This is a genomic window from Pseudarthrobacter sp. NPDC058329 (assembly GCF_042879835.1).
Classification (GTDB): domain Bacteria; phylum Actinomycetota; class Actinomycetes; order Actinomycetales; family Micrococcaceae; genus Arthrobacter.
Genome location: NZ_JBHVZR010000003.1, coordinates 275,390 through 287,301 on the forward strand (window position 1 = coordinate 275,390; position 11,912 = coordinate 287,301).

The 11,912-nt window shown below is 63.6% G+C and carries 8 protein-coding genes and 1 pseudogene; 4 read left to right on the forward strand and 5 right to left on the reverse strand.

Features of this window, described 5'->3' with window-relative positions; genetic code table 11:
• Nucleotides 1-15 precede the first annotated feature (15 nt).
• Nucleotides 16-1,347: a flavin monoamine oxidase family protein gene (locus ACFVYC_RS07375; RefSeq protein WP_387548531.1), complete on the forward strand. Its 1,332-nt coding sequence runs from the start codon at nucleotides 16-18 to the stop codon at nucleotides 1,345-1,347.
• Nucleotides 1,348-1,417: 70 nt separating this feature from the next.
• Here the strand turns inward: ACFVYC_RS07375 and ACFVYC_RS07380 are convergent, their stop codons facing one another.
• Complete coding sequence (locus ACFVYC_RS07380) at nucleotides 1,418-2,968, reverse strand: PucR family transcriptional regulator (RefSeq protein ID WP_387548533.1); 1,551 nt, start codon at nucleotides 2,966-2,968, stop codon at nucleotides 1,418-1,420.
• Between the two features lie 110 nt (nucleotides 2,969-3,078).
• Between ACFVYC_RS07380 and ACFVYC_RS07385 the strand changes: the two genes are divergently transcribed.
• The 3 genes from ACFVYC_RS07385 (at nucleotide 3,079) to ACFVYC_RS07395 (ending at nucleotide 6,925) form a co-directional block, all read left to right on the forward strand.
• Nucleotides 3,079-4,590 (forward strand): purine-cytosine permease family protein, encoded by a 1,512-nt coding sequence (locus ACFVYC_RS07385; protein ID WP_387548535.1) that lies wholly within the window; start codon nucleotides 3,079-3,081, stop codon nucleotides 4,588-4,590.
• A 40-nt stretch (nucleotides 4,591-4,630) separates the two neighbouring features.
• Nucleotides 4,631-5,590 (forward strand): polysaccharide deacetylase, encoded by a 960-nt coding sequence (locus tag ACFVYC_RS07390; protein ID WP_387548537.1) that lies wholly within the window; start codon nucleotides 4,631-4,633, stop codon nucleotides 5,588-5,590.
• Between the two features lie 156 nt (nucleotides 5,591-5,746).
• Nucleotides 5,747-6,925 carry an ABC transporter substrate-binding protein gene (locus tag ACFVYC_RS07395; protein WP_387548539.1) on the forward strand — a complete coding sequence of 393 codons (1,179 nt, stop codon included), beginning with the start codon at nucleotides 5,747-5,749 and terminating at the stop codon, nucleotides 6,923-6,925.
• A gap of 114 nt (nucleotides 6,926-7,039) precedes the next feature.
• On the opposite strand, the gene ACFVYC_RS07400 is transcribed toward ACFVYC_RS07395, so the two are convergent.
• The 4 genes and pseudogenes from ACFVYC_RS07400 to ACFVYC_RS07415 all read right to left on the reverse strand — a co-directional run.
• The gene (locus ACFVYC_RS07400) at nucleotides 7,040-8,602 is read right to left on the reverse strand and encodes a family 43 glycosylhydrolase (RefSeq protein WP_387548541.1); all 1,563 of its coding nucleotides are present in this window, start codon (nucleotides 8,600-8,602) and stop codon (nucleotides 7,040-7,042) included.
• Nucleotides 8,599-9,603, reverse strand: coding sequence for a Gfo/Idh/MocA family protein (locus ACFVYC_RS07405; RefSeq protein ID WP_387548543.1), 1,005 nt, complete (start codon nucleotides 9,601-9,603; stop codon nucleotides 8,599-8,601). The genes ACFVYC_RS07400 and ACFVYC_RS07405 overlap by 4 nt, the downstream gene beginning before the upstream one ends.
• A gap of 153 nt (nucleotides 9,604-9,756) precedes the next feature.
• Entirely contained in the window at nucleotides 9,757-11,394 is a 1,638-nt protein-coding gene (locus ACFVYC_RS07410) for a DUF5597 domain-containing protein (RefSeq protein ID WP_387548545.1), read from the reverse strand.
• A gap of 302 nt (nucleotides 11,395-11,696) precedes the next feature.
• Nucleotides 11,697-11,912: pseudogene (locus ACFVYC_RS07415) on the reverse strand (carbohydrate ABC transporter permease); the annotation flags it as partial.

Sequence of the window (11,912 nt, forward strand, 5' to 3'; positions counted from 1 at the left end):
TTCAAGGAGCCCACAGTGCATGACGTGATAATTGTCGGAGGCGGCGCCGCAGGGCTTGGTACTGCGTACTATCTGCGGGACACGGGCCTGGATGTCCTCGTCCTCGAGGCCGGTCAGGACATCGGCGGCCGGTCGCACACAGTCCAGCTGGCAGGGACATCGGCCAACTCCGGTGCAATGTTCGTTTACAAGGGAACAAAGTCTGAAGAGCTTGTGCACGAGCTTGGTATCGAAACCGTGCCCTTCCTCCCTGAAACGTACGGTATCCACGTCAAGGGGAAGACCGTTGTGGCCGAAACCAACGAAGACGTGGTGGCCGGGCTCAAGCTCACAGAGTCCGAAAAGACGGAGCTGATCAAGTTCATTGACACCTCCCTCACCGAGTACCAGGACTACGTCACTGACCGGACGTCAACAGGCCAACTCGACAAACTCTCAGGTGAGACGGTCGCCGAACGGATCGCCGACCTGCAGCCGGCAGTCCGCGACATCATTGCCACCGCTATCCGGGGCGGCGCCGTGGGCGATCCGGCCAATCTCTCGGCCAAGTACGCGATGCGTTATTTCGCCAGCTACCTGGCACGGGAAAAGAACAACCGGCTGTTCGCGCTGGACGGAATGCAGGCCATTCCACGGGCCATCCTGAAACGCCTGCCCCGGGATACGGTCCGCTACAACACCCGGGTGACAGATGTGGCCCTGCTCGAGGAAGAGGGCCTTTACGAGGTGGCTGTCCAGGGCGAAAGGGGCGCAGAGAAGCTGACGGCAAAGCACGTGGTCCTGGCTGTTCCCGCACCGATCGCTCCGGACGTGGTCAGGAACCTGCCGGAGTGGAAGACGTCAGCGCTCAACAAGGTGGCCAGCCCCGGCAGCACCACGCTGAACATTGTTGCTGATATCGAAGGGCTCCCGGAGTTCAAGGACTGGGCCTTCATCGTTACCGTCGGCATGCCCTTCGACGCCATCATCAACCCGGTCCCGGGCGGTACCGAAAAGACCTCCAGCGCAAACATTGTCCAACTGACCTGCTACGGAAATTCCTCGGGCTACCTGCCCGGGTTCGCCGAGGACGAGCAGCGGGTCGCCCAGTGGATGGAGGACGTGTACACGGTGGCACCCCAGCTTCGAGGCCGGGTCCTCGGTGTACACGCCCAGACCTGGCAGCACTGCTTCGCTTTGCTCAGTCCCGCGCGGGCAGAAGCCCTTCCGGAGCTTCAGCGTTCAATCGGATCGCTGCACTTCGCCGGCGACTACACCTCCGAGACCGCCGGGACCCACGGGGCCTACTCCGAGGCCGAACGCGTTGCGGCATTGATTCGGGATTACCTGCAGCCCACGGCCCGATAGAGCGTTCCGGATATTCCTGCAGGAGCTGAGAGAGCGTTGGCAGAAAACCCGCGCCAAGTGAGAGAGCGTCCTATTGGGGCGGGAGTGCCGCGAGGCGGGCAGCGAGGTGCAGGGCGGGAAGTCGTCCGGTGCCGCGGGGGTCGCCGCCGCACAGGGAGAAGATCCGCTGCAGCCGCTGGTGCATGGACTGCCGCTCCACATGCAGCTCCCGCGCCGCCTGCGCGGTGTTGCAGCCGGAGTCCAGCCAGACCCGCAGCGTCTCCACCAGCGTGGAGTGGCGCTGGGCGTCGTGCTCAAGGACCGCGGCCAACTGCTGGTTGACGAAGTCGCGGCGCTGCATCTCGTCCATGGACTGCACCGCCAGCCGCTCGACGGCGAACGCCTGGGCATCGAGCACTGTCCCGTTTCCGTACGCAGCGGCTCCGGAATTCCCGACGCCGGCTGCAAGTTCCAGTGTCAGCCTCGCCTCCGCCAGGGACCACGGAGCGAAGGAGACACCGGAGGCAATGGGCCCGACCGCGCTCACCGTTCCCTCCGGCACCGCCAAAGCCAGCAGGCCGTCCACGATCCTTTGCCGTTCATCCTGGACATTCCCGGACCGGAGCACCCCCAGGGCCAGGAGTTCGGCATTGTCCGCGTAGCTGGCGCCATGCTGCCCACCCGGATCCAGCAGGTGCTCCACATCCTTCCGGAGCTGCTTGGAAGCAGGGGAACGAACTACCACCGCCACCACCTGGGCACTGACGGGAATCCCCGCAGCCGGAGCCAGCTCCCGGAGCCGCCAGTTCTGCTTGCCGGAATCAATGGCCCGGATCAGCGCGGCGCCCGCCATCTCCTTCAATCCGGGAGGCATCCGCTGCAGCAGTGCAAGGGCCAGAATGTCCACCGACCGGTTCCCCGCTATCCGGGCGAGGTTCACATCAGCGTCACCACGGACGTGAAGCGTCAGCCGGGCAGACGGGATCCCCCGCACCGGAACCTCCACGTGGATGGGCGTTGAGTAGTCCCCCACGCCGTCACCGGAGGGCATGGGCCCCGAAGCATCAACATCCCCGCCCGGCTCCGCACTCGCCAGCGACGCCCCCGCAGTGGACGTCAACACCACCTCAGAGCCGGTCGCCACCGCAAGGACCGCGAGAATCCGGTCAAGGCTGCCACCGTGCGCGAGCTCAACCGCCATGGCATGGCTCGCCTGGTCCGCCTGCTGCAACTGTGCCGCCGATTGGCTGACAAGCTGTGAGTTGATCGCCTCCATAACCGCCACAAACGGCACCACGCGGCGCAGCTCGATCAGGGGAAGGCCTGCCTCCTCAGCGGCGGCGATCATCGAGGCGGGAATCGAGGGAAGCACGCTCCCGGTCTCGACGGCGAGCGCCGCCACCCCGCGTTCTGCCAAGTCCCGGATGTAGCCCGTCTGCCGCTCATCGGAAGCCAGCGCGAGGGCCTGTCCCCCGGTGAGCAGGAGTTCCCCGCCGCCCAGCAGCGAGGCAATGTCCAGGACCTCGCTGGAGTGGATCCAGCGGAGCTGGGTTTGCGGAACAACTCCCGCCGCCGCACGGACCACCGGATCGGCGGCTAGGACACTGGGATGCCGCAGGACATCCTCCAGATGAACTGGCATGACACTCCGTCATGTAGAAGGGAAAAGCTCCAGACACATTGTAGATGGTGGATGTGGCGGCCGACACATAACCTTGAAGAATCCCCCCTCCCCTCAACGAAGAGGCCTCGATGCAACAACAACCCACAGCTTCAGGAGCCGACCAGTCCGTCCACACGGAAGACGTCGAAGCCTGGCTCCAGCCAATCCCCGAGTCCCAGCGCACCCACAAAGTCTCAGGCCAGTTCTGGATCTGGGCCGGTGCCAACCTGGCCCCGATCAACTGGGTACTGGGTGCCCTCGGAATCCACTTGGGGCTGGGCTTCGCGGACACCGTGACAGTCCTGGTGCTGGGTAACCTGATCGGCATGCTGCTATTCGGCTGCTTCGTCCTGCTTGGCCAAAAGACCGGCGCCACCGGCATGGTGCTCGCCCGGGCGGCGTTCGGCCGGCGGGGGAACTACCTCCCGGCCGCCATCCAGGCGCTCCTGGTGATCGGCTGGTGTGCGGTCAACACCTGGATCATCCTTGATCTGGTGATGGCCCTCTTCGGAACCCTCGGCTGGGTGGACCCAACAGCCACCAACTACGCCTGGAAGATCGGCGTCGCCACGGCCATTATGGCCGCCCAGGTGGCCATCGCCTGGTTCGGCTACAAAGCGATCGCCGCCTTCGAAAAGTGGACCGTCCCGCCCACCATCATCATCCTTGCGGTGATGTCCGCAGTGGCCTGGTTCGGCATGAAGATCAACTGGTCCTACGCCGGCCCGGCGGGCAACATCCTGGAAGGATCCGAGCGGATCGCCGCCATGAGCGCAGTGATGACCGCCATCGGCATCGGCTGGGGCATCACCTGGTTCACGTACGCCGCCGATTACTCGCGCTTCGTCAGCACCCAGGTTCCCAAGAAAAAGGTCTACCTCGCCAGCGTCCTCGGCCAGTTCATCCCGGTGGTCTGGCTCGGCGTCCTCGGCGCAAGCCTGGCCACCAACAGCGGTGAGATTGATCCCGGCAAGCTCATCGTCCAGAACTTTGGCGTCCTTGCCCTGCCCGTACTGCTGATGGTGCTCCACGGACCCATCGCCACCAACATCCTGAACATCTACACCTTCTCCGTGGCCACCCAGGCACTGGACATCACCATCAGCCGCCGCAAGCTCAACCTCTTCGTCGGGGTGTTCTCGCTCGCCGCCGTCGTATTCTTCATCTTCCAGGAGGACTTCGCAGCAGTCCTTGACGCCTGGCTCATCGGGCTGGTCGCCTGGGTAGCCGCCTGGGGCGGCGTCATGCTGGTGCATTACTTCTGGATCGACAGGCGCTGGCCCGGCAATCCGGAACGGCTGTTCGACGGCGTCGGCACCAGGCGGCTCCCCGGCATCAACTGGGCGGGCGTCACCTCCCTCCTGGTGGGCATCTTCGCCACCTGGCTGTTTATGTACGGGCTCGTCCCCGCCATGCAGGGCCCCATCGCCGTGGCCCTGGGCGGCTGGGACCTGTCCTGGCTCGCCGGCGGCCTTGCCAGCGCCACCAGCTACGCCATCCTGGGCCCGAAGGTCCACCGCCGGTTCATCGAGTCCGCCCCGGTACACCGCCAGGCGGCCGCCGAACTGACCGGAGCCTCCGGCACGCAGCCCGCCCTCTGAACCGCACTGCGCCTGAACGCCCACTAACGCTAGGACCACCATGACCCTCGAAGCATTCCCCGACTCCGCGCACCCGATCACCTGGCCGGAGGGCAAGCGCGCCGCAGCTTCCTTCACGTTCGACGTCGACGCCGAATCCTGCACCATCGCCCACGATCCCAAGAGCACCAGCCGGATGTCCCTGATGACGCATCAGTCCTACGGGCCCAAGGTGGCCGTGCCCCGGCTGCTGCAGGTCCTCCAGCGCCAGGACATCCGCGCCACGTTCTTCGTCCCTGGCTTCACGGCCGAGTGCTACCCGGACACCGTCCGGCGGATCGTGGACGCGGGGCACGAGGTGGCCCACCATGGCTACCTCCACGAGCCCATGCAGGGTATCGACGCCGAAACGGAAGCACGTTACATCGACCGCGGACTGGAGGCGCTCGCCAGGGCCGCCGGGGTTGAGCCGGTGGGGTACCGGGCGCCCTGGTGGGAGCTGAACTGGCACTCTGCCGGGCTCCTGGCGGACCGCGGCTTCCTCTACGATTCGAGCCTGCTCGACGGCGATGCCCCCTACCGCTTCAGCGTCGCCCCGGGAGACTCGCGGGACATCGTGGAAATCCCCGTGGACTGGGCGTTGGACGACTGGGAGCAGTACGCCTTCTACCCCGGCGTGACCGGCAGCGGTGTGATCGAGAGCCCGGCCAAGGTCCTCGAGATGTGGACGCTCGAGGCGGAGGCACACCACGCCCAGGGCAGTTGTTTTGTCCTGACCAACCACCCCTTCATTTCCGGCCGGCCGTCCAAGGCGGTGGCCCTGGAGCGGCTCATTGAACGGGTCAAGGGAATGGACGGCATGTGGGTCACCACCATGGAGGACATCGCGGAACATACCCGCCGGACGGTTCAGGAAGTCCATACCCACGCGCGGATTGAGGTACCGGGCTTCCCGGATACGGGGGCACGGTTCACGCCCCCGGCGGTACGGGAGTCCAGGCCCGCAGCTGCCGGCAGCTGAACACGTTCTGTGTCTTCCAAAGACGTTCCTTGACGCTGCGCTACGTCCTGTTGAGCGTTCGCGACGTCCCGTGAACGCCCGCTACGGGACTGATTGTGCGGCTGCCGGGTGCTCCGTAATCTCGTCTCAGCACCCGCCCCAGCAAAGGAATCCCCAATGTCAGAAAGCCAGGACAAGCGTCCGCAGAACGAGCAAGGCTCCACCCGCATCGTGGCCGGCCAGTCCAATACACCCAAACGCCCCCTCGGCCTGAAGATCGGCATCGCCGCCGGCCTGCTCGCCCTGATTGGCGGCGGCGCCGCCGTCGCCACCACGTTCAACAGCGGCACGCCCGCAGCAGTCCAGGAGACCGCAGCCTCCGGCAACCCGGCCGCCGAACTGAAACTCGGCTACTTCGGCAACGTCACCCACGCAGCCGCTTTGGTGGGCGTAAGCCAGGGCCACATCGCCGGCGAACTGGGCGACACCAGGCTCACCACCCAGGTGTTCAACGCCGGCCCCGCGGCCATCGAAGCCCTGAATGCCGGGGCTATCGACGCCACCTACATCGGCCCGAACCCCGCCATCAACTCGTACGTGAAGAGCGGCGGCGAATCCGTCAACATCATCGCCGGCGCTGCAGCCGGCGGCGCCCAGCTGGTGGTCAAGCCGGAGATCAACTCCGCAGCCGACCTCAAGGGCAAAACCCTCGCCTCCCCGCAGCTCGGCGGCACGCAGGACGTCGCACTCCGCGCCTGGCTCACCGCCCAGGGCTACAAGACCAACGTTGACGGCAGCGGCGACGTCGCCATCAACCCCACTGAGAACGCCCAGACCCTGAAACTGTTCCAGGACGGAAAGCTAGACGGCGCGTGGCTGCCTGAGCCCTGGGCCTCCCGCCTGGTGCTGACCGCCGGCGCCAAGGTGCTGGTGGATGAAAAGGACCTGTGGGACGGCTCGCTGTCCGGCAAGCCGGGCGAGTTCCCCACCACCATCCTGATCGTGAACCAGAAGTTCGCCGCGGACCACCCGGACACCGTGAAGGCGCTGCTTAAGGGCCACGTGAAGTCGGTTGAGTGGCTGAACAGCGCAGCCGACGGCGAGAAGGCCACCGTCATCAACGCCGCCCTGAAGGAAGCCGCCGGCGCCGAGCTGAAGGCGGACGTGATCGACCGGTCCCTGAAGAACATCGTGTTCACCGTGGACCCGCTCGCCGGAACGTACCAGAAGCTCCTGGCCGACGGCGTGACCGCCGGGACCACCAAGCAGGCCGATATCAACGGCATCTTCGACCTGACCGCGCTCAACAGCGTGGCCGGCGAAAAGACTTCGGCCGCGGGGCTCGGCACGGAATAGCCCTCATTGATACTTCACCAGGCCGCCTAAACGCAACCGCCCTCCCTCCGGAACTGAGGCCAGCTTCGGAGGGAGGGCGATTTTACGTCGGCCGTGGCTGGCACAATCGCAAGATCAATCGCTCAGGGCGCGGTACTGGAAGTTCCGAAAGCGCACCTGCCCGGTACCCGCTGCGAACAGGGCCGGCCGAAGGCTCAGGAGCTCATCAGCCGTGTTCGTGTTGTAGCCGGCAACGTCGAACCGGAGACCGTGGCGGGTCCAGTCAATTCCGTTGGTGCTGTAGTACTGAGTGACGATGTGGCCGTCGTTGACGATGCGCAGGTGAATGGTTTTTGCCGATGGGGCAGGTTCCCGCCAATAGGGAATGGCCCTGCCGGCCCGGTAGCTGGTCATGGCAGCACCGTCGTGGCCCATTCCGCAGAAGAGCCGGTCACTGTAGTAGAGCAGCAGCCCGCCCTGGGCCCCGTCCAGGGGTTCCATCTCGACGCTGATCTCATAGCGCCGGTCACCGACGATGCAGGTCAGCGGTGAGCTGTCGGACGGGCTGGTTCCGCTGGCCTTCAGAAGCAACCCGTCATCCAATGAGGCCCGGAGGTACTCGTCTTTTGACGGCGAGTGGAAGGACCACTGGATACCAAAACGCGGTTCGGCGAAGTCGTCGGACAACGCCAGGCCGTGGGTCCGGCCCGCCGCTGCCGATGCCGCCGGAATGGGTGCGGGCAAAGGCTTTGAGAGGTTTCCGCCGGCTGCCCGCGGCCACCCGTCGTCGTCCCATTCAATCGGTTCCAGAAGCGTTTGCCGGCCCAGGGTGGCGAAGCCGTTCTCGTAACCGTGGTAGATGCTCCACCATTGGCCGTTCGGACCCTCGAACAGGGTGGCATGGCCCTTGCTCCACCACGGCTCAGCTACATCCCACGTCCTGATGATGGGGTTGCGGGGACAGTCCTCCCAGGGACCATCTACCGAACGCGACCGGGCGACTGTGACCATGTGCCCGGTCGGCGGGCCCGACGTGCCGCCCACCGCCGTCGTGAGATAGAACCAGTCACCGCGGCGGGTCAGCTTCGGCCCTTCGAGGGCGTAGGCCTCAGTGACCCAGTCGTCGGGGTAGCGCCACCCGTCATATACATGCTCCACGGGCCCGTCGGTTGCCATGCCGTCGGCAGTGAGCCGGACGCGGCTGAGGCCGCTGAGGAAGAGGTAGCGGTGGCCGTCCTCTCCCACCACGTGCCCGGGGTCGATGTGCCCTGCGATGCCGAGGTTGATGGGCTCGCTCCACGGACCCTCCATGCTTTCGGCATGGATGACATAAATCAGCGGCGGGGCCATCGGATCCGGTGAGACCGCGGTGGGAATGATCGGAACGTAGATAAAGTACCGGCCATCGACCTTGCACATATCCATTGCGAAGACGTTGCCGATCGGCTCCGGCAATGCCGGACCCAGCGGTTTCCAATTCAGCAGGTCCCGTGAGTGCCAGATGATGAGGCCCGGCGTTGACTCAAAGGAGGAGAATGTCACGTAATAATCGTCACCGTCGCGGAGGATAGCGGGGTCAGGGTGGTCTCCCGCGAACACCGGATTCAAATATGTGCCGTCGCCGAGATCGGCTCTGCGCTGACCTTCGGGCGCGCTTGCATGGCTGAGGAAGGTACTTTGACCTGATGAGGTGCTCAAGATTCGGCCTTTCTACTGATCGTGATCTGTCGGCGGATCTCATCCAACGTGTCAAAAATACGGGCGGAGTCATCCATGCTGTGGAGCGGATGTTCAACATCGCCATTCAGGATCGCGGCGGTCACGGCCCGGAGCATGGGCACGTAGCCGTGACCTTCGCGCGTGGTCTCGTAGGTCTCGGTTGTCTCGCCCGTTTCGACACTGAACCGGTGGACTGTGAAGCGCGACGCGAACCAGAAGCCCGTGTCTATGGTGATCCAGCCGCCGGTCCCGGACAGTGATGCGGACTGGTCGAGGAAATTGACCATCGAGCTGGCACCCTGGGCGAAACGCCCTCCGGGGTAGTTGAGGGTGTAGTTCTGGCTCAGGTCTACTGCGTTCTCCTGCACAATCCCGGCTGCGGTGATGCCCGACGGGTCACCGAGGAACATGTGGCTGAGTGTCACGGGGTAGATGCCCTGATCCAGCAGTGTGCTGCCGCCACGCTTCCACCGACTTGAGTCATCCCGCGGGAACGGTGCACCGAAGGCAGATCTCACGCTGCGGATCTCACCGATGGCTCCGGCGTCGACCATCTCGCGCAAGCGGAGGTAGAGGGGATTGAACTTCATCCACATCGCCTCCATCAGGAAGGCACCGGATTTTGCGGCGATAGCGGCGAGTTCCCGCACCTCTCCAGCGTCCAGGCCGATCGGCTTCTCGCAGAGGACATGGCGGCCACGCTCGAGCGCTGCACGTGCCAGCTCGAAGTGCGTCACGTGCGGCGTCCCGATGTACACGGCGTCGATGTCGGCGTTGAGCATGCTGTTGTAGTCGTCAAAGCTTGCGGGGATCCTGAACGTGTCTGCAAAATCCTTCGCAGACGACGCGTGCCGGCTGGAGACAGCGACCACGTCCGCATCCGCCACGAGCGCGAAGTCCGCCGTGATCTGGCGTGATATCCCCCCGGTTCCAACGATCCCCCATCGCAGGTTCCTTGGCGACGGCAGAAAGGGTGTCATGCTAGATGCGTCAGATCTCAAGCCCATGCTCATTCCTGCAAGAGCATTCCGGGGCGGGATTCCCGTGGCGCTTATGTCGTTGCCCCCGGAGCGGTCGGGAACACTTTTCACACTGGTGCATAACTTGCCTCTTTCTACACCTGCCCTCGCGCCTTACGCGGACTTGGAAAGTTCGAGCAGCTTGATCCTGGAGGCGCTGATCGTGTCGTTCTTCAGAATCTGAAGCCGCTCGTCACCGTTTAAGAGTCGGCCGTCCCGCCAGCCATCCTGGGTCAACCGCAGCTCACGCACGGAATCAAGTTCGAGCTCTGAGTCTGCTTTATGGAAATCGAACAGCGCGCCCTGCCCCACGACAAGGAACTCCAATGGTCCCGTTTCGAGGATGAGCCCGAAGGGACGGCCATCCCCAGGAGTGTGCCCGTGGGCGGCGCCCTCGGTCTCACCCGGGAGCTCTGGAGGCGGCGGCAGCACTACACCGGCGTCAAGCAGCATGGACCTGTAGAGCTTTGCTGAATTTCGGACGGTAATAGAGATGCCACCGAGCGTCGTCGTTACAAGATCTTCGTCCTGTTCCAACGCGAATCCAAAGATCCGTTCATCTCGCTGGCCCTCAACAATTTGATCGGTAAGTGCCAGGATTGCCCGACACGTTAGGCCGTACTGGTTCCCCGGACGGCCATCTTCAAGACCAAAGACCTGATAGCCCAGAGCACCAAAGCGGCCGACGGAAAGAAAGGCATCACCAGCACGAAACCGTGCCTCCGGTATAAAGAGCGGGTTTCCAACAGACGCGTACTGGGACATGATTTCTGCTGAATTCGGCACGTAAATGTCCGGGGCCAGAAAATCGATTGCGGGCGCTGCCGTTTGCCAGACCGGAATCATCCTCGCGGTCGGCCCACCGCTTGGGTAATTTCCGGGAAGGTCCTGGCCAGGCTGCGGCCCCACCCAAGCATTGGCGAAAACAGGAAGCTCCAGGATCTCCTTTCCAGCAGCGGCAAGTCCCCCTACGTAGGTCGCGAAGGCCCAAGCCATGAAAGCTTCGTCTGCGACAGGGCTGCCGTCACCAAAATGATGAGCCCAACTGGCCTCCGAAGCGATGACGGGTTGGAGAACTGTTGACACTGTGGGATCGAACGCGTCCGCATTGTTCGCCAGGGCCTTGCGAAGTGGCACCGGAACCGGCGATTCCCAGGCTGCCCGAGCTGCCGCCGAACGGTCCCTGCCAACTCCGAGAAGCCCGACCTCGTTTTCGACCTGAACCATGATCACCGTGTGCTGCCGGTCGACTTCGGCAAGATGTGCCATGAATCGGCAGTAAGCCGTTCTATCAGCGACAAAGAGCTCGTCAGAGAACACGGAAAGAGTGGGTCGAGGCATCGAGCCCTTGTATGAGAAGGGTGTTTCCATGGGCTCCGGTCCGCGGTCTGCGCGAGGGAAGCGGGTTCTGTCGGCCCGCACCCATGTGGGTGCGTAAGTGGATGACGCGTTCTTAAAGGCCCCAAACCAGATGAGGATCAGCCTCAGGCCAGCTGCACGGGCATCTTCGAGAATCCCATCGACGACGGAGAAGTCGAAGGTCCCTTCCTCAGGCTCCACCTGGTCCCAGGCCACCGTCGCGATCACACTATTTGCCCCTGATCCGGAGATCTTCTCCCACACTTCTGCCATGTATTGGCGGTCGGAGGAACTGGAGTTGTGTAGCTCGCCGCCCAAACAAAGGAATGGTTTTCCGTCAACGATCAGTCGAGTGTGAGCGTCGTGGTGTTCAAGTCGTGGCGCGGTGTTCATTTTCAACTTTCGGAAAGTGGAAGGAATGCTTGGGCTGAAAGCGATCAGTCGCCCAGAACGCGGTATTGGGAGTTTTCAAATTGCACGTGACCGGTGCCGGTTGCGAGTAATGCCGGGCTGGGACTCAGGAGGTCGGCGGCAGTATTCGCTTTGTAGTCCGAGGCCTCAATCCGCATTCCACGCCGAGTCCAATTCGCACCGTCCACGCTGTAAAAGAACGATACATGTGGCGGTCATTTACGATGCGCAGATGAATCGACCCAGCAGGAGGAAGGGATGCAGCCCGGTCGTCTCCATCGCTGTCAGGATTTCACGCCGCCGGTGAAGCCCTGAATGAACTGCTTTTGTGCGAAGAGGAAGAAGGCAAGGATGGGGATCATCGAAATGATGATGGCGGCAAAGATGACGTTCCACTGGGACACACTTTCACCCACAAAGTTATAGATCACTACAGGCAGTGTGACGGCGTCGGAGCCGTTGAGGAAGATCAGGCCCGTGAAGAAATCGTTCCACACTAT

Bases quoted from the DNA above. Each gene is read 5' to 3' on its own strand.
- ACFVYC_RS07380 (WP_387548533.1), bottom strand. From the start codon at position 2,968: ATGCCAGTTCATCTGGAGGATGTCCTGCGGCATCCCAGTGTCCTAGCC.
- ACFVYC_RS07385 (WP_387548535.1), top strand. From the start codon at position 3,079: ATGCAACAACAACCCACAGCTTCAGGAGCCGACCAGTCCGTCCACACG.
- ACFVYC_RS07390 (WP_387548537.1), top strand. From the start codon at position 4,631: ATGACCCTCGAAGCATTCCCCGACTCCGCGCACCCGATCACCTGGCCG.
- ACFVYC_RS07395 (WP_387548539.1), top strand. From the start codon at position 5,747: ATGTCAGAAAGCCAGGACAAGCGTCCGCAGAACGAGCAAGGCTCCACC.
- ACFVYC_RS07405 (WP_387548543.1), bottom strand. From the start codon at position 9,603: ATGACACCCTTTCTGCCGTCGCCAAGGAACCTGCGATGGGGGATCGTT.
- ACFVYC_RS07410 (WP_387548545.1), bottom strand. From the start codon at position 11,394: ATGAACACCGCGCCACGACTTGAACACCACGACGCTCACACTCGACTG.